15 protein-coding genes are annotated in these 22,206 nt (G+C 63.7%); 6 read left to right on the forward strand and 9 right to left on the reverse strand.

Annotated elements, in window-relative coordinates:
• Window positions 1-48 precede the first annotated feature (48 nt).
• From ACVIIV_RS05990 to ACVIIV_RS06005, 4 genes are all read left to right on the forward strand, one after another.
• On the forward strand, window positions 49-2,310 hold the full coding sequence (locus tag ACVIIV_RS05990) for a marine proteobacterial sortase target protein (RefSeq protein ID WP_456743370.1): 2,262 nt from the start codon (window positions 49-51) through the stop codon (window positions 2,308-2,310).
• Window positions 2,311-2,403: 93 nt separating this feature from the next.
• Window positions 2,404-2,973 (forward strand): class GN sortase, encoded by a 570-nt coding sequence (locus ACVIIV_RS05995; protein ID WP_456743371.1) that lies wholly within the window; start codon window positions 2,404-2,406, stop codon window positions 2,971-2,973.
• A gap of 143 nt (window positions 2,974-3,116) precedes the next feature.
• Window positions 3,117-5,333 carry an acetate--CoA ligase family protein gene (locus ACVIIV_RS06000; RefSeq protein WP_456743372.1) on the forward strand — a complete coding sequence of 739 codons (2,217 nt, stop codon included), beginning with the start codon at window positions 3,117-3,119 and terminating at the stop codon, window positions 5,331-5,333.
• Window positions 5,334-5,491: 158 nt separating this feature from the next.
• Entirely contained in the window at window positions 5,492-6,319 is an 828-nt protein-coding gene (locus ACVIIV_RS06005; RefSeq protein WP_456743373.1) for an MlaD family protein, read from the forward strand.
• Between the two features lies 1 nt (window position 6,320).
• Here ACVIIV_RS06005 and ACVIIV_RS06010 read toward each other — a convergent pair whose 3' ends face one another.
• The 9 genes from ACVIIV_RS06010 to urtA form a co-directional block, all read right to left on the reverse strand.
• Window positions 6,321-9,347 (reverse strand): autotransporter outer membrane beta-barrel domain-containing protein, encoded by a 3,027-nt coding sequence (locus ACVIIV_RS06010; protein ID WP_456743374.1) that lies wholly within the window; start codon window positions 9,345-9,347, stop codon window positions 6,321-6,323.
• 346 nt (window positions 9,348-9,693) lie between these two features.
• Window positions 9,694-10,734, reverse strand: a complete 1,041-nt coding sequence (locus ACVIIV_RS06015; RefSeq protein WP_456743375.1) for an aliphatic amidase — start codon at window positions 10,732-10,734, stop codon at window positions 9,694-9,696.
• A gap of 43 nt (window positions 10,735-10,777) precedes the next feature.
• Window positions 10,778-11,155: an FmdB family zinc ribbon protein gene (locus ACVIIV_RS06020; RefSeq protein ID WP_456743376.1), complete on the reverse strand. Its 378-nt coding sequence runs from the start codon at window positions 11,153-11,155 to the stop codon at window positions 10,778-10,780.
• Between the two features lie 92 nt (window positions 11,156-11,247).
• Window positions 11,248-12,477, reverse strand: coding sequence for a formamidase (fmdA, locus tag ACVIIV_RS06025; RefSeq protein ID WP_456743377.1), 1,230 nt, complete (start codon window positions 12,475-12,477; stop codon window positions 11,248-11,250).
• 28 nt (window positions 12,478-12,505) lie between these two features.
• On the reverse strand, window positions 12,506-13,195 hold the full coding sequence (gene urtE / locus ACVIIV_RS06030; RefSeq protein ID WP_456743378.1) for an urea ABC transporter ATP-binding subunit UrtE: 690 nt from the start codon (window positions 13,193-13,195) through the stop codon (window positions 12,506-12,508).
• Between the two features lie 68 nt (window positions 13,196-13,263).
• Window positions 13,264-14,019: an urea ABC transporter ATP-binding protein UrtD gene (urtD, locus tag ACVIIV_RS06035; RefSeq protein WP_456743379.1), complete on the reverse strand. Its 756-nt coding sequence runs from the start codon at window positions 14,017-14,019 to the stop codon at window positions 13,264-13,266.
• Between the two features lie 64 nt (window positions 14,020-14,083).
• Window positions 14,084-15,226: an urea ABC transporter permease subunit UrtC gene (urtC, locus tag ACVIIV_RS06040; protein ID WP_456743380.1), complete on the reverse strand. Its 1,143-nt coding sequence runs from the start codon at window positions 15,224-15,226 to the stop codon at window positions 14,084-14,086.
• Between the two features lie 17 nt (window positions 15,227-15,243).
• Entirely contained in the window at window positions 15,244-16,170 is a 927-nt protein-coding gene (gene urtB, locus ACVIIV_RS06045) for an urea ABC transporter permease subunit UrtB (protein WP_456743381.1), read from the reverse strand.
• 127 nt (window positions 16,171-16,297) lie between these two features.
• Entirely contained in the window at window positions 16,298-17,557 is a 1,260-nt protein-coding gene (gene urtA / locus ACVIIV_RS06050) for an urea ABC transporter substrate-binding protein (RefSeq protein WP_100235887.1), read from the reverse strand.
• A 169-nt stretch (window positions 17,558-17,726) separates the two neighbouring features.
• Between urtA and ACVIIV_RS06055 the strand changes: the two genes are divergently transcribed.
• Both ACVIIV_RS06055 and ACVIIV_RS06060 read left to right on the forward strand, forming a co-directional pair.
• On the forward strand, window positions 17,727-21,098 hold the full coding sequence (locus tag ACVIIV_RS06055) for a hybrid sensor histidine kinase/response regulator (protein WP_456743382.1): 3,372 nt from the start codon (window positions 17,727-17,729) through the stop codon (window positions 21,096-21,098).
• Entirely contained in the window at window positions 21,082-22,008 is a 927-nt protein-coding gene (locus ACVIIV_RS06060) for a response regulator (RefSeq protein WP_456743383.1), read from the forward strand. The genes ACVIIV_RS06055 and ACVIIV_RS06060 overlap by 17 nt, the downstream gene beginning before the upstream one ends.
• Window positions 22,009-22,206: the final 198 nt, after the last annotated feature.

Below are 22,206 nucleotides of genomic sequence, written 5' to 3' on the forward strand. Positions count from 1 at the left end.
TGCCGACGGATGCTGACGGCCAGCAAACATGCTTCGGGAGCAAGCCAAATGGACACCTGCGACACGGCCGACAGCGACGAACACCCGGTGTTGAGCCGGCTCATCAAGGTCGGGCTGTTTCTTCTCGCGCAGGGCATCGCAGTGATGCTGGTCGCCTTCCTCGCCCTGCTGGTGAGCTTCGGGACGAGTTGGTCGGCAACGACCGAACAGGCCAGCCTGCTCCAGCCGGGCGATGCAAGGTCCGGCACCCTGCTCCTGAAGGAGGGCGACGCCTATACGGAAGCAATTCGCCTCGGCATCGACGTTGACGTGACGGTCTCAGGTCCGACGCTGCGCGCCCGCGTGACGCAGGCCTTCCGCAACCCAACCAAGGACTGGGTCGAGGCAACCTATGTCTATCCGCTCGCGACCGGCGGCGCCGTCGATACGCTGAAGATGGTGGTCGGCGACCGCGTCATCGTCGGCGACATCAAGGAGCGGCAGCAGGCGCGCGTGATCTACGAGGAGGCGCGCCGCGCCGGCCAGAAGGCCGCGCTCACCGAGCAGGAGCGGCCGAACATCTTCACCAATTCGGTGGCCAATATCGGTCCCGGTGAAACCGTGCTGGTGCAGATCGAGTACCAGGAGCCGGTGCATCAAATTGGGAACGAATATTCGTTGCGCCTGCCGCTCGTGGTCGGACCGCGCTACAATCCGGCGCCGATCGTGCAGAGCGTCGACTTCCGCAAGGACGGCTCGGGCTGGGGTGCAGCGATGTCAGACCCGGTACCGGATCGTGACTGCATCTCGCCACAGGTGCTGGATCCCGCCAGGAATGCGCCAGTCAATCCGACCAGCATCACGGTACGCCTGAAGACCGGCTTCGCGCTCGGTGAGGTCAAGAGCCATCATCACAACGTCAAGATCGAGAGCCCGGATAACGCGGCCCGCGTGGTTACGCTCGCCGACGGCGGCGTTCCCGCCGACCGCGATTTCGAGTTGACCTGGAAGCCGGCTGCGGAGAAAGCGCCGTCGGTCGGCCTGTTCCGCGAGCGTATCGGCGATGCCGATTACCTGCTCGCCTTCGTCACCCCGCCGAGCGTCGAGCAGGCGACGCAGAAGCCGCTGCCGCGCGAGGTCGTGTTCGTGATCGACAATTCCGGTTCGATGGGCGGCACCTCCATCGTTCAGGCCAAGGCGAGCCTGCTCTATGCCCTCGGCCGCCTGCAGCCGAATGACCGCTTCAACGTGATCCGCTTCGACGACACCATGGACGTGCTGTTTCCGGCCTCCGTGCCGGCGGACGCCGCACATGTCGGCGAGGCAACCTCGTTCGTCAGCGCCTTGCAGGCGCGCGGCGGCACCGAGATGGTGCCGGCGATGCGAGCGGCGCTGAACGACAAGCTCGGCGACACCGGCATGGTTCGTCAGGTCGTGTTCCTGACCGACGGCGCGATCGGCAACGAGCAGCAATTGCTCGATGCGATCACGACGATGCGCGGCCGCTCGCGCGTCTTCATGGTCGGCATCGGGTCCGCGCCCAACACCTATCTGATGACCCGCGCCGCCGAGCTCGGCCGCGGCGCCTTCACCCATATCGGTTCCGTCGAGCAGGTGGAGGAGCGTATGCGCGGCCTGTTCGCCAAGCTGGAAAATCCGGCCGTGACCGGCCTCACCGCCAAATTCTCCGAGGCGACGGCCGATGTCACCCCAGCGATCATTCCCGACGTCTATCGCGACGAGCCCCTGGTGCTGGCGGCCAGGCTCGACAAGCTTGCAGGCTCGCTCGAGATCAAGGGCCGCGTCGGCGACCGGCCGTGGTCGGTGACGCTGCCACTGCAAAGCGCCGCCGAAGGCAAGGGCCTGTCAAAGCTCTGGGCCAAGCGCAAGATTGCCGATGCGGAAGTGGCGCGCACCCTGCGCGAGATGACGCCAGAGGAAGCTGACAAGGCGATCCTGGCATTGGCGCTCGACCATCAGATCGTCACGCGATTGACCAGCCTCGTCGCAGTCGACAAGACGCCAAGCCGTCCCGAGGGCGCGCCGCTCAAGTTCAGCGAGCTGCCGATCAATCTTCCGGCCGGCTGGGATTTCGAGAAGGTCTTCGGCGAACGACAGCAATTACCGGCACAGTTGCGGGAACGCCGCGCGGATGCGCGCAACCAGCCGACCGCGCGGCGGCCTGCCCCCACCGCGCCCGACGCGATCCGTCTCCCCAAGACCGCAACCCCGGCCGAGCTGAAGATGATCGCAGGCCTGATCCTGATCGTGCTCGCCCTGATCCTGTTCGTGTTCAACCGGCGCCGGCCTTTGCTCACTGACGCCGCTTGAGAGAGGAGCGCCCCCGAACTCCTCTGTTAGCGCGCGCGGCTGCCCGTCCCCTACAAACGGCCGCGCGCGCCTTTTTTTACGAATGTGGAAACAATGCCCCGCCTCATTTCTCCCCTGGTAGTGGCGCTGATCGGCCTCATCCTGTTCGGCGACGGTGCTTACATCCACGCCAAGGCATGGCTGGCGCAGGTGCTGCTGGAGCGGGCATTCGACCGAAGCGTTGCGACGGGACAGGCGGTGAAGCCGTGGTCGTGGGCCGACACCTGGCCGGTCGCGCGGATCGAGGTCAAGCGGATCGGCGCCGGCGCCATCGTGCTGGAAGGCGCGAGCGGGCAGGCACTCGCTTTCGGACCCGGCCATATCCAGCACACGGCTGATGCGGGCGAACGCGGGATTGCCGTCTATGCCGCCCATCGCGACACTCATTTCCGCTTCCTGCGGAACGTTGCCATGGGTGACGTCATCGATGTCACACGCAGCGACGGTCGACATTTTCGCTATCGCGCAGATTCGTCGGCCGTGGTTCGCTTCGATGCATCCGGCATCGATCCCATCGTACAGGGTTTCGAGCTTGTTCTCGCGACCTGCTGGCCATTCGATGCCGTCACATCCGGCCCCGAGCGCTACATCCTGCACGCAACATTGATTGAAGCTGACAGATAGATCGCCCGCTGGAGCGGTGCGACACGCCGATGAGGACTTCATTCCGCCTCACGGCATGACACCCACATGGTTGCCACTCCGAAGGACTCGCCATAGAACAGAGCGACGCGACACCAAAGAAGAACAACAGGTGAGGTCACACCATGGAAGCCCATGTGTCTGCTGCGTCCGCGTCCCTTCCATGGTCTCCGCCGCCAGATGCCAGCGACATCGTCAAGGGCATCCACGCCATGCTGCACCCGCACAACATCGTGCTGGTGGGTGCGACCGACAAGCCCGGCAATTATGCTGAGCGCATCTGGAACAATCTGGTCAAGTACGGTTACGAGGGCGGCCTCTATCCGGTCAACGCCAAGCGCGACGTCATCTGGGGCGTCCCCTGCTACAAGGATTTTGCGAGCCTCCCCGAAAAGCCCGATCATGTCCTAGTGCTGGTGCCTGCGCGCTTCGCCGTGCAGGTGATCCGCGACGCCGCCGCCGCCGGCGCGCGTTCGGCCACTATCGTCACCTCGGGCTTCAGCGAGTTGCAGGATGACGAAAGCCAGAAGCTTGCCGCCGAATTGCAGGCGGCCGTGCGCGAGACGGGGCTTGCAGTCACCGGCCCGAACTGCCTCGGCAACTTGAGCGCCGGCGAAAAGCTCTTCACCAATATCGACGATCGCGTCGTGACCATGGAACAAGGTGCGGTGGCGATCGCCGGGCAATCCGGCGCCATCGTCATGGCGATCCGCCAGGCGCTGGAAGATCGGGGTGTCGGTGTCGGCTACATGGTGACGACAGGCAATGAGGCCGGGCTCGAAACGCCGGACCTGATGCGCTATTTCGCCGAGGATCCGAGCATCAAGGTGATCGTTGTCTACCTCGAAGGCGTGCGCAACACCAAGGCCTTCCGCGACGCCTGCAAGGCGGCGCGCGCTGCGAGCAAGCCCGTGATCGCACTCAAGCTCGGGGCGTCGGAGGGTGGCCGCGCCGCGGCGATGGCACATACCGGCGCGCTCGCCGGCTCGATCGAGACGTTCGACGCGATTGCGACGCGCGAAGGGGTGATCCGGGTCGGCGGCCTCGACGAGCTGATCGAGACCACCGAATGCTTCGTTCACTCTGCCGTGCCCAAAGGCGATCGGCTCGCCGCCGTCACGCTCTCCGGCGGCAAGCGCGGCATGCTGATCGACGCCTTCTATGCCGCCGGCCTGAATTTCGCGCCACTGAGTCCGCATGTCAGCTCGGAGCTGGGGAAGATGCTCGGCCCCGGCTCGATCGTCGGCAATCCGCTCGACGCCGGCTTTGCCGCGGTGGTCGATCCCTCGGTCTATATGAAATCGATCAAGCTGATGATCGACGACCCTGACATCGACATCGTCATCATCGATGCCGAGCTGCCGAAAGCGCCGCACGAGCTGCGCGAGCGCAACTTACGCATCGTCAACGAGATGGCGAGCAAGGCCGGCAAGCCGGTGATCTATATCAGTGCGATGTCGATCGGCTTCACCGAATTCACCAAAGGCTTGCGCAAATCGCTGCCGCATCTCGCGGTCTTGCAGGGCATGGACCGCGCGGTGACCGCGATCGAGTCGCTGCTGGCCTACGCGAAACTGCGCAAAGAGGTGCCCGATATCGTCTCGAGCTCGAAACCTGCCGCGCGCGCCATGCTGGAGAAGACGTTGAGATCTGCGACTGGCGCCGCGCTCGACGAGATCGCCTCGAAGAAGCTGCTCAAGGCCTATGGCATCCCGATCTCGAAGGAGGCGATCGCACAGACCGCGGCGGAAGCCGTGAAGATTGCCAAGCAGATCGGATTTCCGGTGGTGGCAAAGGTCGTCAGCGCAGAGATCCTGCACAAGTCCGACATCGGCGGCGTGGTGCTGAATCTCAACAGCGCGGCCGAGGTGAAGAAGGCGTTCGCCGACATCACGGCGCGGGTGGCGAAGCTGAAGGGCAGGCCAAAGCTTGATGGCATCCTGATCGCACAGCAGGTCAAGGCCGAGCTCGAGCTGGTGGTCGGCGCCTCGCTCGATGCCGAGATGGGGCCTGTCGTGCTGTTCGGCACCGGCGGCATCGACATCGAGCTGATGAAGGACGTTGCGCTCGCCGGCGCGCCGCTGGACGAGGCCGAAGCCCGGCTCCTGATCGGCCGCACCAAGGCCGGCATCAAGATGCGGGGCTATCGCGGCAGGCCGGCCTTGCACGAGGCGTCGGCGGTGAAGGCGCTGGTCGGGCTGTCCAACCTGATTGCGGATGCCGGCGACCGGATCGCCTCGGTCGACATCAACCCGTTCCTGATCAACACCAGGACGGGCGTGGCCGTCGATGCCCTGATCGTGCTCAACAACGCCGCGGCAAGACGCGCGGCTGGGCATTGAGGGCGTCGTAGGTCCGTAAGGCGGCGGCGGGGTTACGCTTCCGCCTTCTCTTCGAACCACGGCGGACAAGTCGTTAACCCGCCCGCTCTAATATTGCGGGCCAAAGCTCCATCCGGGCTCCTTCCCACTTCCCTGCTTTGGCCTTAAAATCTTCCCTTATGGCGCGCGCGAGCAATCTTGTGATCGGAACGGCAACGCTGGCGGCGATCGCCGTGGCGTTCGGCGGCCTGCTCGGCGTGCAGAAGTGGCGCACGATCCAGAGCCGCAGCCAGTTGCGTGTGGTGTTCGAGGGCGGCTCCGCCAGCGGACTGCGCCGCGGTGGGCCGGTCAATTTCGACGGCGTGCCCGCCGGCCAGATCCTGTCGATCAAGCTAGACAGCCCGCGCAGGATCGTGGCGCTGGTGATGCTCGACAACACCGCGCCGATCCGCAAGGACACCGTGGCCGGCATCGAGTTCCAGGGCCTCACCGGCGTTGCCGCGATCTCACTGATCGGCGGCGCCCCCTCTGCACCACCGGTGCCGCTGGACGCAGACGGCATCCCTGTGCTGACGGCCGATCTCAGCGACGCCGAAACCATCGTCGAAACCCTGCACAGTGTCGACCGCACCATCGTGAACAACGCCCCAGCGATCAAGGACGGCCTGCGCACGTTCGAGACCTACACCGCCGATCTCAGGAGCAAGGGCGCGGAAATCGATTCGGTCATGACCAAGGCCGACAGCGCCTTTGCGGGATTCGACAAGGCGGTCGCGAAGATCGAGGGCGCGGTGCCGGGCTTCGTCGACGGCAAGGCCGACGAGCTGTTCGAGAAGATCCAGGGACTGCACGAGCTTGCCGGGACCATGAAGAAGAAGTCGGCGAGCTACCTCGAAGACATTCGCCGCTCGCTGCTCGACGTCAGCGAAGCCGCCAACAAGATGAGCGGCACGCCGGCGCCCGCACCCCCGCGCCCACCGCGCAGGCCCACGGAGCAGAAGCGGTAGCTTACCACGCGTAGCGCACGAGGCCCTTGCCGGCATAGGAACGGGTAACGTTCGAGAACTCGCCTTCGAAGGTCGCCGACGCGGACCAGCCGTTCATCCAAGTCAACTGCGCCGAGGCCGTGGTCAACGCGGAATCGCGCGCCTGCGCGGCACCGTTCACGACGAAGGCCGATCCAGGCAGGGTCTGAAACACCGCACCGATGGTACGATCCGGGTTGTAATCATGCGCCCAGGCGAGGCGGCCGCGCAGGGTCATCAGGCCGCCGGCCGCGGCAAATGACTTGTCCGCACGCAGACCGAGCTCGGTGCGGGTGCTGGTCACATCCTTGGCGGCATAGTTGAGGGCGAAGACGTTGCTGCCGGCCACCGCGAACTCCGAATAGCCTGGAAGGCTGAACATGGTGGCCTGGAGAGCCGCATAGGGTGTGACGCCGACCCATTGCGTGGCGTAGCGATAGCCACCCTCGACACGGCCCGAAAACGCGTTGGCATTGAACTGGGCGCGCAGCTGGTCGAAGCCGGCGGCTGTGACGATGCGATTGGTGGTGACATCCTGCCAGCCATAAGCAAGCGCAGCCGCGACATAGGCAGGTCCAGCGCTGTGACGCACGAAAGCGCCGGCCTGGAACAGGTCGGATCGGCCCCAGCCGAGGCCGTTGACGCCGAAGCTGGTGCCGCCGCCGGCAAGCGCGAAACCTGCGAGGGTCGACGGCGAGAAACGATAGTCGAGGCCGACAGCCGTGCCGTAGATACTGCTGGTGGTGTTGTTCGAGCCGAGCGCGGCATGGCCGTCGGTGGTCTGCGAGCCGCCATAGCCGGCCGCCCACACATCCCAGCGCTGTTCGAAAGTCGCAGCCGGAGCCTTGCGGTAGATCGAGGCGAAGGCGTCGCGCGCGTCCTTACCACGCGTGGTCTTGCCAGCCGCCGCATAAGCACTTGCGCTCGCATCATCGGCATATGGTGTCGCACCCGAAGTGCCACTGCGACCCGAGCCGTAGACATCCGTCAGCAGGCCGAGGAACAGGTTCATCGCGTTGAACGTCGTCTGCTGCGAACCTGTCGCCGACTCGCCAGAGGCCTGCGTCAAGCCGTTGGGACCGAGGCCAGCGAACTCGGCTCGCAGGAAGCCGTTCGCGTTGAAGAAATTCTGAATCGTGGCGGCGACGTTCTTCTGGTTGACGTTGAGCGCGTACTTCGCGCCGTAATCGAGCGTGAAATTGAGGTAGACAGTGCCACTGGGATCCACGGTGGTCGTGCCGACAAGACCACCGGGTGCGGCAACGCCGGCAAAATTGTCGGTAGCAGTGCCGGAAAACTGCATGATCGTGTATCGGGGCAATATGGTGCTGCCAGCATAGAGCGAGACGCCGACGTTGCCATTCAGGGTAACGTTGCCGAAAACGTTGGCAAAACTCGCGGTGGTTCCGCTACCGACCTGAACGAGGTACAGCCCACCGGACTGGAAGGCGAGGTTGCCTTGAACCCACATGCTCGAGCCCGGCCCGCCATCGCCAGGCGCATAGATGCCGCCATTGGCGATAACGGTGTTGCCGACGATTCCTGCGCCGAACAGCGCACCGCCTGCGTTCACGGTCGTCAGGCTCGATTGCGAGATGTTGCCGTCGACCCGCAGGATGCCGCCGTTCACCGTGGTCGTGCCGGTATAGGTGTTTGTGCCGGAGAGGATCAGCGTGCCGCTGCCGACCTTTTCCAGTGACCCCGGACCGGCGGGACCGCAGCCGCAGGGATCGTAATCGCCGATGACGCCGCTGACCTCGGTCGTGCGGTTGTTGCCGCCGACGACGAGCGTGTTACCGCCGCCGATGTAGTAGAAGCCACTGCCTTCGATCGAACCGGCGGTGATGCGGCCGTCGCCATTCGGACCCAAGCTCACCCCGAAATCGACGATGCCTGTCCCGGTTGTGACAAAGCGCGCGTTGCCGCCGGTGGAATTGTCGAAGAATTCGGTCTTGCCGCCGTCCTGAGTGATGATGGTGGCGTTGCCTGCCGTGGTGAACGCGCCGAAATTGGTCAGGCCGCCCGACTCGTTGATGATCGTCGCATTGCCCGCGGTCGCGGCATCGGATCCGGCCAGCGCACCAAACACGGTCCCGCTGAAATCCTTGTTGACGATGGTCGCCGAGCCGGCTGAAGATTGTTCGACGAATATCGTGCCGCCACCATTCTGGTTGGTGATTCTGGCCGTGCCCGCGTTGGTCCGGCCGAAGAAGCCGGTCAAGCCGCCATCATTGATGATGGTCGCGCGGCCGGCCGTCGCGGTATCAGTCCCGCCCCCGGCCGGATCTCCGAAAAACAACTGGCCCCTGTTGGTGATCGCCATCGAGCTGGCGGAGGTCGCGTTGCGGAACAGCGTCAGACCCGAGAATTCATTCAGGAGCGACGTGACGCCCGACATGTCGGCATTGACGATGTTGAAGAGGCCCTCATTGGTGACAGCGCCGATGATGCTGGCGGCATGGGTCGCATCGCCAAGCTGCAGTGAGCCGCAGTTGCAGATGAAAGTGTCGCCGGTATAGGTGTTTACGCCGAGCAGCGCCAGGAAGCCGGGCCCCTGCACGTTGATGCCGCCGCTGCCAGTGATGTGGGACGCGATCGCGGCCGAGGGATCGCCGGTGCCGGTGACGTCGTTGGTGAAGAACGTGGTGCCACCCGGGGCCAGCCTGAGATCGCCACCCTGGATCGTATAGATCGAGCCGTCGCCGGTGAGGTCGAAGACCACTTGGTCCGTGAGCTGCACGCCGCCTGGCGCGACCGTCACCGTGCCGCCCATTGCCGGCGTCGAGGGACCGCCGCTGCCGAATATTGTGCCAGCTGCCACCGACGCATCATAAGCAGTACTGGTCGAACCGGAAAAGTCCGTCCAGTTGGTGGTGGTCGCGTCCCACACGCCGCCACCGCCGTTGACGGCACCGTTCGGCGTGGTCTGTGATCCATTGAAGAATTGTTGCGCTCTCGCGGGGGGAGTCGCGGCGATCGCTCCCAAGGCAAGGCTCATCCAGAAGGCCATGCGCATTGCCGTGGCATTTCGGCGCGGGCAACCTCGCCCGCTCGATGGCAACCAAGCCCCCACGCCCTTCCCCTCACCCCGGCGCCCCCAGCGGCGCGGCGAGGAACTTAGGCCATCAGGATGGCCGGTAAAACTACGGTATCCCGCGAATCCGTCGATGGGGTCGCAACTTGGGCATATTCAACGGGCCATGTTGCAACTGCGCCACGGTTTTCCGGGTACACGCTTCCCATCCCGCGCATACGAAGATGCGTCAGAGCATCTGCGCTTATGGACGGACATTCACATCAGCAGTCGATCGTCCGGGGCACGCACCGCACTCAATTCGATTGGCAGCAGCAATCGCTTAATAGTTCGATGCCGCCGCCTCGTTCGGGATTCCGTCGATCGGACACTCGTCGGTGCCCGGCGTGGAGCGGGTCATCGCCTCGACCATGTCCCGCGTGCCTTCGGGATCCCTAATCCAGTTCTTGTAGAAATCATACGGGCACGCCGCGACGCCGCGCGGGCTGTCGCCGGAATTGATCATGCCGGTGTAGCCGCGATGGACCAGCTTGTAGAGATGGTTCTGCGACTGGCCGTTGCGGCGCGCGTCGCGGATCAGATGCTTCGACAGCTGGGCGTACTGGATGCCGTAATCCTCCTCGCCGCATTCGCCGAGCGTGCGGCCGTCGAAGCCGATGATCGCGGAGTGACCGAAATAGGAGTAGACGCCGTCGAAGCCGGCGGCATTGGCGACGGCGACATAGACATTGTTGGCCCACGCCATGGCCTTGGAAATCATGACCTGCTGTTCCTTGGCCGGGTACATGTAGCCCTGACAACGCACGATCAGCTCGGCGCCTTTCATGGCGCAATCGCGCCAGATCTCCGGATAGTTGCCGTCGTCGCAGATGATCAGGCTGACCTTCAGGCCCTTCGGTCCGTCGGAGACATAGGTGCAATTGCCGGGATACCAGCCTTCGATCGGCACCCATGGCATGATCTTGCGGTACTTCTGCACGATCTCGCCCTTGTCGTTCATCAGGATCAGGGTGTTGTAGGGTGCCTTGTGCGGATGCTCCTCGTGGCGTTCGCCGGTGAGCGAGAACACGCCCCACACCTTGGCCTTGCGGCAGGCCTCGGCGAAGATCGCGGTTTCCTCGCCCGGCACCACCGACGCCGTCTCGTACATCTCCTTGGAGTCGTACATGATCCCTTGCGTGGAATATTCCGGGAAGATCACGAGGTCCATGCCGGGCAGGCCGACCTTCATGCCGACGATCATGTCGGCGATCTTGCGGGCGTTGTCGAGTACCTCGGCCTTGGTGTGCAGGCGGGGCATCTTGTAGTTCACCACAGCGACGCCGACCGTGTCGTTGCTGCTGGAGATGTCGCCGTGAAGCATTTTGAGCGTTCCTGTCTTTATTCGTTTGAAGTCATCGCGTGGGTTAGTGGCTGATCATCCAGGGGCGCGCCGTCGGAAAGCCCTTGGCGCCGCTCCTGGTCTTGGTCATCAGCCGCGCCGGCTTTTTCCTGTCCGTCGAGCCCTTGTCCTTCACGGTCTTGCCCGAGGAGCAGCAGCCGCAACCGGGACCGTGCGAGGCCTTGTATTGCGCGAGCGTCTGTGGCGCGTGGGTGCTGCGCTCGTTGACGGCGTGCGCCTTGCGCTTGTCCGCCGGCATGCAGAAGAAGTTCGGCGCGGTCAGGATCACCCGCGGCGCCAGCGTTTCGCAGTGCGGGCAGCTCTGCGGATCGTCGCATTCCGCCATCGGGCGCAGGTCCTTGAAGGGACCGCAATCGTCACAAAGATATTCGTAGACCGGCATTTACATCATCCCCACGCTCTTGCCTGTTCAACTCACCTGCGGCGGATGCGGGGCGGCCAACGCCGACCGTCCCGCATCCCGTCGCGCAGGGATCATTTGTCCGGCGAGATCGGCATCTGGATGTCGCCGGTGATGTGCTTGATGGGTCCGGCCGCCGACGGCATCACGTCGAAGTCGAAGATCTCGGTCGGCAGCCATAGCGTGGCGCAGGCATTGGGCACGTCGACTACGCCGGAGATGTGGCCCTGGCACGGCGCGGTGCCGAGGATCGAATAGGCCTGGGCGCCGGAGTAGCCGAACTTCTTCAGATATTCGATGGCGTTGAGGCAGGCCTGGCGATAGGCGATGTGGACGTCGAGATAGTGCTGCTTGCCGGCCTCGTCCACCGAGATGCCTTCGAAGATCAGGTAGTCCTTGTAGTTCGGCGTGATCGGCGACGGCTTGAAGATCGGATTCTTGATGCCGTACTTCGCGACGCCGTCCTTGATGACGTCGACCTTGAGGTGCAGCCAGCCGGCCATCTCGATCGCCCCGCAGAAGGTGATCTCGCCGTCACCCTGGCTGAAGTGCAGATCGCCCATCGAGAGACCGCCGCCGGGGACATAGACCGGGAAGTAGATCTTCGAGCCGCGCGAGAGATCCTTGATGTCGCAGTTGCCGCCGTGCTCGCGTGGCGGCACCGTGCGCGCGCCTTCCGCGCCGATCTTGGCCTTGACGTCGCCCTTGGCGCGACCGCCATGGGCGGTCGGTGCGAATGGCGGATTGGCAAGGCCGGGCACGCGGGTCGGGTTGGTCGAGATCAGCTCGGCTTCGCGCTTGTTCCAGGTCTCCAGCATTTTCGGATCGGGCAGACAGCCGATCAGGCCGGGATGGATCAGCCCGGCGAAATTCACGCCGGGCACGTGGCGCGACGATGTATAGAGGCCCTTGATGTCCCAGATCGACTTCTGCGCCAGCGGGAAGTGGTCGGTGAGGAAGCCGCCGCCATTCTGCTTGGAGAAGAAGCCGTTGAAGCCCCACAGGCTCTCCTTGAGCGGACCGACGTCGAGCAGGTCGACGACGAGGAGATCGCCCGGCTCGGCGCCCTTGACGCCAATGGGACCGGAGAGGAAGTGCACGATCGATAGATCGATGTCGCGCACGTCGTCGGCGGAATCGTTGTTCTTGATGAAGCCGCCGGTCCAGTCATAAGTCTCGATGATGAAATCGTCGCCGGGATTGACCCAGGCCACGATCGGGATATCGGGGTGCCAGCGGTTGTGCACCATGTCATTTTCGTAAGCCGACTTGGTGAGATCGACCTTGATCAGTGTCTCTGGCATCGAGATGCTCCCCTTTTACTACGGTTGGTTAGACGGACAGATATTTCGAGACCTGCGCGGCATCGACGGCGTCGCGCGGATCGTCGCGCACGATCTCGCCGTTCTCGATCACGAGCACGCGGTCGGCGATGTCGAGTGCAAAGCTCAGGACCTGCTCGGACACGACGATCGAAAGCCCCTTCTCGTCGCGGATGCGCTTGAGCGTGCGCGCCATCTCCTTGATGATCGACGGCTGGATGCCCTCGGTTGGCTCGTCCAGCAGCAGCACTTTCGGCTTGGTCGCGAGCGCACGCGCGATCGCGAGCTGCTGCTGCTGGCCGCCGGACAAGTTGCCGCCGCGGCGGCCTTTCATCTCCAGCAGCACCGGAAACAGTTCGTAGATGTCTTCAGGCACCTCCGATCCGCCGGAGACGACGAGGCCGGTCTCGATGTTCTCCTTAACGGTCATGGTGGAGAAGATCATGCGGCCCTGCGGCACATAAGCGAGACCCTTGGCGACGCGCTCATAGCTCGGCAGGCTGCCCAGCTCGGCGCCGTCCATGGTCACCGAGCCGCTTCTGGCCGGCAGGATGCCCATCAGCGATTTCATCAGCGTGGTCTTGCCCATGCCGTTGCGGCCCATGATGGCGACGATCTCGTTGGGCGCGACCTTGACGTTGAGCCCATGCAGCACCTCGCTCTGGCCGTAGGCGACGTGGAGATCGGAAATTGCCAGCATCAGCGTGCTCCTTATTTCTTGCGCATGATCTTGTCCGGAAACCGGACGCCACTTTCCGGGATCATGCGCTAGTGCCCCAGGTACACTTCAATGACCTTGGGATCGTTCTTGACCTTCTCCATCGTCCCTTCCGAGAGGATCTGACCCTGGTGGAGCACGGTGACCTTGTGCGCGATGTCCTCGACGAACTTCATGTCGTGCTCGATCACCAGCACCGAACGATTCTTGATGATACGGTTGAGCAGCTCGGCGGTCTTGGCGCGTTCGGACACGCTCATGCCGGCGACGGGTTCGTCCAGCATCAACAAGTCGGGATCCTGGATCAGCAGCATGCCGATCTCGAGCCACTGCTTCTGGCCATGGCTGAGCTCGTCGGCGTAGGTATTGAGCTTGTCCTTGAGGAAGATCATCTCCGCGACCTCCTCGACCCGGTCCTTCACCAGTTGGTCGCGCTGAAAGGTCAGCGAGCCGAACACGGTGCGGCCACGCGGAAACGAGATCTCGAGGTTCTCGAACACGGTGAGATCCTCGAACACCGACGGCGTCTGGAATTTGCGCCCGACGCCGGTCTGCACGATCTCGTTCTCCTTCATTTTCGTCAGCTCCTTGCCACGAAACTGGATCGAGCCCGAGGTCGCCTTGGTCTTGCCGCAGATCAGGTCGAGCACGGTGGTCTTGCCGGCGCCGTTGGGGCCGATGATGACGCGAATCTCATTCTCCTCGACGTAGAAGGAGAGATCGTTGACCGCCTTGAACCCGTCGAACGAGACGGTCAGTCCGGAGACGGCGAGCAGGAATTCCTTGGGCTGATGACCGATGAGCATGATCTATCTCCTCACTGCCAGCGCGGCATCGGCATCGTGATGACCGATGAGCATGATGGCCTCCTCACTCTGCCGGTGCGCCGTCGGCGACCGAATTGTCGTTCCAGCCCGGCTTCCTCTTGCGCGAGCCGAACAGCCGATCGATGCGTGGCTGCACGTAGTCGGCCCAGAGCCCGGACAGGCCGTTCGGGAAAGCGAGCACCACCGCGATGAACAGCGCGCCGAGGCCGAATAGCCAGAGCTGCGGGAACGATTCCGACAGGCTGGTCTTGGCAAAGTTCACCAGGATGGCGCCCCATACCGCACCGAAAATCGACATCCGTCCGCCGACCGCGGTGTAGATCACCATCTCGATGGATGGCACGATGCCGACGAAAGACGGCGACATGAACCCGACATTGAGCGCGAACATGGCGCCGCCGATCGCGGCGAAGACCGCGGCCATGCAGAAGGCGAATATCTTGAAATTGGCGACGCTATAGCCGGAGAAGCGGACGCGGTCCTCCTGCTCGCGCATCGCGACCAGGATGCGGCCGAGCTTGGTCAGGCGGATGAACTGCGCGATGCCGATACAGGCGAACAGCAGCACCACCTCGACGAAGTACAGGATGATCTTGGCGTGGTCGGGCCGGATGTCCCAGCCTTTGAGCGTGCGGAGATCGGTCATGCCGTTGATGCCGCCGGTATAGCCCTGTTGACCGACGATCAGGATGGTGAGGATGGCAGCGACAGCCTGCGTGATGATCGCGAAATAGGTGCCGCCGACACGGCGCTTGAACATCGCGGTGCCAATGATCAGGGCGAACAGACCGGGGACCAGGATGATGGCGAGAATGGTGAAGGTGAGGCTGTGAAACGGCTGCCAGAACAACGGCAGCGCCGTGATCTGATTCCAGTCCATGAAATCAGGGATGCCCGGCGTCGACTGGATCTTGGTGTTCTCCACGCTCGAGGCCTCGAGCTTGAGGAACATCGCCATGCAATAGCCGCCAAGGCCGAAGAACACGCCCTGCCCCAGGCTCAGAATGCCGCCATAGCCCCAGCACAGCACGAGGCCGATCGCGACAAAGGCATATGTCAGATATTTCGCGACCAGATTGAGTCGGAACACATCCAGCGACAGCGGCAGGATCACGAACAACACTGCGGCCAAGGCAATGAAGCCCATCAGTTCGGATCGGTTGAAGAAGCGTGAATTGATGATCATGACTTGCCTGCTTCTCGTTATTTGCGGACCTTGAGGGCGAACAGCCCCTGCGGCCGCAGCATCAGGATTCCGACAACGGCGAGCAGCGTCAGCACCTTGGCCATCGAGCCCGACATGAAGAACTCGAGGGTCGATTGCGTCTGCGAGATCGAGAAGGCCGAGGCGATGGTGCCGAGCAGGCTCGCGGCGCCGCCGAACACGACCACGAGGAACGTGTCGACGATGTAAAGCTGTCCGGAGGTCGGCCCGGTTGAGCCGATCATGGTGAAGGCGCTGCCGGCGACGCCGGCGATGCCGCAGCCGAGCCCGAAGGTGTAGCGATCGACCTTTTCGGTGTTGATGCCGACCGCACCGGCCATGATGCGGTTCTGCACCACGGCGCGCACCTGCCGGCCCCACCGCGACTTGAACATGACATAAGCGACGGCGATGGTGATCAGAACGGTGAGACCCATCACGAACACGCCGTTGATCGGCACTTCGATGCTGTCGGTGACGTGCAGCGAGCCCAGCATCCACTGCGGCAGCTCGACGCCGACCTCGCGCGCGCCGAACACGGAGCGATAGGCCTGCTGCAGCATCAGGCTGAGGCCCCAGGTCGCAAGCAGCGTATCCAGCGGGCGCTTGTAGAGATGCCGTATCAGCACCCACTCGACCAGCATCCCCAATGCGCCGGACGCGACAAAGGCCAGGATCATCGCAAGGAAGAAATAGCCGCTGAACAAGCCGGGCAAATAAGACTGGAAGACATTCGAGGTCATCCAGGTGACGTAGGCGCCGAGGATCATGAACTCGCCATGGGCCATGTTGATGACGCCCATCTGGCCGAAGATGATGGCAAGCCCGAGCGCCATCAGGACGTAGACCGAGAACAGGATCAGTCCTGCAAAGCCCTGCATGACGAAGATGGAGCCAAGGTCACCAAGCGAATAGTCGCCGAACATCGATGTCCTCCGTCGGGGAAAGGGTCCCGCGTCGCGAGCAGGTTCGCGACGCGGGGTCTTGGGCGTGGATTTGCGGTCCACGCCAGGGAGCGGTTGGAGTTGAGGGAGGCGCGACAGGCGCTGCGGCTTATTGGTAGCCCTTCGGGAACGGGTCCGGCTCGACGAGATCGGCGGTCTCGTAGATCAGCTCGAACTGGCCATCGAGCTTGGCGCGCCCCACCCGGGTCTTCGACCAGAGGTGATGGTTCTCGTGGATGCGCACATAGCCTTCCGGCGCGCCCTTGAACTCGACGCCCGGCGACGCCGCGGCGATCTTGTCGACGTCGAAGGAGCCGGCCTTCTCGACCGTCAACTTCCACAGCCACGGGCCGAGATAGGCAGCCTGGGTGACGTCGCCGATCACGGTCTTCTCGCCCCACATCTTCTTGAACGCGGGCACGAAGGTCTTGTTGTTGGGATTGTCGAGCGACTGGAAGTACTTCATGCAGGCATAGGCGCCCGCAATGTTCTCGCCGCCGATGCCGTCGATCTCGTCCTCGGTCACCGAGATCGTCAGCAGCGGCTGCTTGGCGAGGTCGATGCCGGCGGCCTTGAGCTGCTTGTAGAAGGCGACGTTGGAGCCGCCGACCACGTCGGTGAAGATCACGTCGGGCTTGGTCAGCTTGATCTTATTGATGACCGAGTTGAACTGGGTCGAGCCGAGCGCATAGTACTCCTCGCCGACGACCTTGCCCTTCAGCACGTTCTCGACATGCTTGCGCGCGATCTTGTTCGAGGTACGCGGCCAGATGTAGTCGGAGCCGATGAAGAAGAAGGTCTTGGCGCCCTTCTCCTTGGCGATCCAGTTCAGGCCGGCGAGGATCTGCTGGGTCGCCTCCTGGCCGGTGTAGATGACGTTCTTGGACTGCTCGAGGCCTTCGTAGAAGGTCGGGTAATAGAGCATGCCGTTATACTGCTCCATGACCGGCAGCACCGCCTTGCGCGAGGCCGAGGTCCAGCAACCCATGATCGCCGCCACCTTGTCGTTGACCAGCAGCTTCTTGGCCTTTTCCGCAAAGGTCGGCCAGTCGCTGGCGCCGTCTTCCTGGATGAACTTGATCTTGCGGCCGAGCACCCCGCCCATGGCGTTGATCTGCTCGATGGCGAGCTTTTCGGCCTCGATCGAGCCGGTCTCGGAGATCGCCATGGTGCCCGTCGCCGAGTGCAGGATGCCGACCGTCACCTCGGTGTCGGTGACCGCAAGGCCCGTGGTATTGACCGCCGAGGTCGCCGGGGCCTGCGCAAAGGACGCCCGCGGCAGCATCGTGATAGCCGGCACGGCGGCCATCCCCATCAACAATTTGCGCCGCAGCGGCGACAACAGGCCCTTGTTTGCTTCGTCTGACATGAGCACCCCACTTTTGTTCGAGAACACGCGATTGGTGCCGTGAGGATGGCTCGAATTTATGCAGCGCAAGCATACGCAAGATCGCGTATACTGCACCGCAAAATGCCGACGTAGGCTTTTGGTACGGAATTTGCGAGGGCTCCGGGTCCGTATCGGGAGTGGGGGTTAAGTGGCAGGGCGGCAGCGAATAGACCGCGTCAGGCGCCAGTACAACCAATGGGTCGCCAACCAGACGCTGGAAGACTACGCGCTGCGCTTCACGGCGAAGAGCGCGCGCCGCTGGTCCGCTGCCCGCGTCGCCAACACTGCGCTGGGCGCGATCTCGTTCCTGGCGATGGAGGCGATCGGCGGCACCATCACGCTGAACTATGGCGTCACCAACGCAACTGCCGCCATCCTTGTGGTCTCGATCATCATTTTCTGCTGCGGCGTGCCCATTGCGTATTACGCCGCCAAATGCGGCATCGATATCGACCTGCTCACGCGGGGCGCCGGATTCGGTTACATCGGCTCGACCGTCACCTCGCTGATCTACGCGTCCTTCACCTTCATCTTCTTTGCGATCGAAGCCGTGATCCTCGCTTCCGCGCTCGAGATGTGCTTCGGGATTCCGCGCCCGGTCGGCTATCTCATCAGCGCCGTCGTCATCATCCCGCTGGTGGCCTACGGCATCACGCTGATCAGCCGCTTCCAATTGTGGACGCAGCCCCTATGGGTGATCCTTCACATCATTCCGTTCGCGGCGATCGCCTGGCACAACCCGCACTCCTTTACGGAGTGGCGCAAGTTCTCGGGCGAGCACGGCGATCTCAACGGGCATTTCGATCTGTTGCTGTTCGGCGTTGCGGCCTCGGTCGTGTTCTCGCTGGTGGCGCAGATCGGCGAGCAGGTCGACTTCCTGCGATTTCTGCCGCGCGACCGCCGCGCCTCGAGGGCCTCCTGGTGGATGGCGCTGATGAGCGCAGGACCAGGCTGGATCGTGCTTGGCGCGCTGAAACTCCTGGCCGGCTCGTTTCTCGCCTTCTTCGCGCTCAGCCACGGCGTGCCGCCCGAGGAGGCCGCCGAGCCGGCGCATATGTATCTCGAAGCGTTCCGCTATGTGCTGTCGCAGCCTGACCTCGCGCTGGCGTTGACAGGCACTTTCGTCATCCTGTCGCAAGTCAAGATCAACGTCACCAACGCCTATGCCGGCTCGATCGCCTGGTCGAACTTCTTCTCGCGCTTGACCCACAGCCATCCGGGGCGCGTGGTCTGGCTGGTCTTCAACGTCATCGTGGCACTGCTGTTGATGGAGATCGGCGTCTACAAGGCCCTGGAGCAGACGCTGGCGCTCTATTCCAACGTCGCGATCGCCTGGGTCGGCGCGCTGGTCGCCGATCTTGTCATCAACAAGCCGCTTGGATTGCGGCCGCAGCAGATCGAATTCAAGCGCGCGCATCTCTACGACGTCAATCCGGTCGGCGTGGGCGCGATGACGATCGCGACCATCGTCTCCATCAGCGCCTTTTACGGCCTGTTCGGGCCTGTCGCGAAGGCGCTGTCGGCCTTCATCGCCCTCGCGGTGGCCTTCCTCGCCGCGCCGTTGATTGCCTGGGCCACAGACGGCAAGTACTACATCGCACGCAAGCCGAAGCGGAGCTGGCAGAACATCGAGGCGATCCAGTGCTGCATTTGCGAGCACTCGTTCGAGCCCGAGGACATGGCCTCCTGCCCCGCTTACGCCGGGCCGATCTGCTCGCTGTGTTGTTCGCTGGACGCACGCTGCCACGATCTCTGCAAGCCGCACGCAAGAATCCAGGCGCAGGTGTCGGAGACGCTGGGCAGGCTGATGCCGCAACCGATCTACGCCCGGATCAACTCGCAACTCGGCCACTATATCGGCGTGTTCGTGGTCTCCGCCGGCTTGGTCGCCCTGGTGCTGGCATTGATCTATCTGCAGACGTCGGCGACCGTGCATGGCGAGAACATGCTGGTCTCGAACGTGCTGTGGAAGGTGTTCTTCTCGCTCAGCATCATCATCGGCGTGGTGGCCTGGCTGTTCGTGCTCGCCCAGCAGAGCCGCCGCGCCGCCGAGGCCGAGACGCGGCGGCAGACCGTGCTGCTGATCCAGGAGATCGACGCGCACAAGCGCACCGACGCCGAGCTCCAGCGTGCCAAGGAGGTCGCCGAATCCGCCAACCTCGCCAAGAGCCGCTACGTGGTCGGCCTGAGCCATGAGCTGCGCTCGCCGCTGAATGCGATCAGCGGCTATGCGCAGCTGCTCGAGCAGGACACGACGCTGGGCGCCAAGCCGCGCGACCAGGTCCGCGTCGTCCGCCGCAGCGCCGACCACCTCTCCGGCTTGATCGACGGCATCCTTGATATCTCCAAGATCGAGGCGGGGCGGCTGTATCTGTCGCGCGACGAGGTGCGCTTAAGCGAATTCCTCGACCAGCTCGTCGGCATGTTCCGCCTCCAGGCCGCGGCCAAGAGCATCGATTTCGTGTTCAGGCGGCCGGCGCATCTGCCGGTCGTCGTCTATGCCGACGAGAAGCGGCTGCGCCAGGTGCTGATCAACCTGCTCTCCAACGCCATCAAGTTCACCCAGACCGGCAGCGTGCAGTTCGTCGTGCACTATCGCAGCCCCGTCGCCGAGTTCGAGGTGATCGACACCGGCCCGGGCATCCAGGGCGATGATCTCGAGCGCATCTTCGCGCCCTTCGAGCGCGGTGCGCTCGGCGTCTCGCAGCCGCAGACCGGCACCGGCCTCGGGCTAACCATCAGCCGCCTGCTCGCCGGCGTGATGGGCGGCGACATCAAGGTCACCAGCACGGTCGGCACCGGCTCGACGTTCAAGGTCAAGATCCTGCTCTCGGAGGTCACCAATCCCCAGCGCATCGCGCCGGTGGAGGCGCCGGTTTCCGGCTATCACGGCGCGCGCAAGACGATCCTGATCACCGACGACGACCCGGTGCATCGCGACCTCTTGCGCGAGGTGCTGACACCGCTCGGCTTCATCCTGCTCAGCGCGCCCGACGGCGCCGGATGCCTGGCACTCGCGCAACATTGCCGTCCCGATCTGTTCCTGCTCGATATCTCGATGCCGGCCATGGACGGCTGGGCCGTTGCAGAAGCCTTGCGCGCGAACGGCCATCACCAGGCGCGCATCCTGATGGTCTCGGCAAGCGCGATCGAGGCCCACGGCGCGCCGCTGGCGCAACCCTTCCACGACGGCTACCTGATGAAGCCGATCGATATCCCGCGGCTCCTGGAGACGATCCGCCAGCTCCTGAAAATCGAATGGCAATACGGTTCGGACGAGGTCGCGGTGCCGCTCTGGCATCCCGAGACCGGATCGAAGCCGCCGCTGCGGCACATCGAGGCGCTGATCGGGCTCGGCCGGATCGGCTACGTCAAAGGCATCCAGTTGAAGCTGGACGAGATCGGCAGCGAGCATCCCGAGCACGCCGACTTCGTCGCGCAGATGCGATCGCTGGTCGATCGCTTCGATCTCGACCGGTACATGGCCACATTGAAGACGTTGCATGCTTATGAGCATTGAACCAAAGAAGCGCGATGTCGCGCTCGTTGTCGACGATTCCCCGGAGACGCTGCGGCTGCTCACCGACGCGCTCGATGGCGCCGGCATGACGGTGATGGTGGCACTCGACGGCGCCTCGGCGATGCGTATCATCGACCAAATCACGCCCGACATCGTGCTGCTCGATGCCGTGATGCCCGGCATCGACGGGTTCGAGACCTGCCGCCGGCTCAAGCGCGATGCGGGTCTCGCCAATGTGCCGGTGATCTTCATGACGGGTCTTGCCGAGACCGAGCACATCGTGCGTGGATTGGAGGCCGGCGGCGTCGACTACGTGACCAAGCCGATCGTGATCGAGGAGATGCTGGCGCGCATCCGCGTCCATCTCGGCAATGCCCGGCTGACCCAGAGCGCGCGCGCCGCGCTCGACGTCTCCGGTCGTTTCCTGTTCGCGGTCAATCGCCAGGGCAACGTGCTGTGGGCGACGCCGCAGGCGCAGAAGCTGCTATCGGATCATCACGGCGCACAGGCCGACGACTTCATCCTGCCGCCATCCCTGCTGCAATGGCTGGAACAGGCCAAGGCCAAGGGCAGCTCGAAGTCTCAAGGAGCCTTCTTGCCCGACAATCCGCAACTTCGGCTCTTTTACATGGGTGAGACCGCGCCGAACGAGTTCCTGCTGCGGCTCTCCAGGGAGTCCGGCACCGCGCTGCCGCCCGAATTCACCAGCGAGCTCGGCCTCACCACCCGTGAGGGAGAGGTGCTGGCCTGGCTCAGCAAAGGCAAGACCAACCGCGATATCGCGCAAATCCTGGGCCTTAGCCCGCGCACGGTCGACAAGCATCTGGAGCAGATCTACGCCAAGCTCGGCGTGGAGAACCGGACCGCCGCGGCCGCGATTGCGACGAATGCGACGAGACGGAATTCGTAGTCGCTGTGCAGGTGACTTGGCCCGCCGTTCACCCGACAAGCGGTGTCGTCCCGGACAAGCGTAGCTCCCGACAACGCGCAGCGTTGTCTAGAGCGGAGCGCCGGGACCCATAACCACAGGGTGATGTTTGGCGCGAGTTGGTAACTCCGAGTCCCCCTAACCACCTCTGCCTGTGGTTATGGGTCCAGGGTTCGCTTC

It is taken from the genome of Bradyrhizobium sp. USDA 4354 (assembly GCF_054060315.1).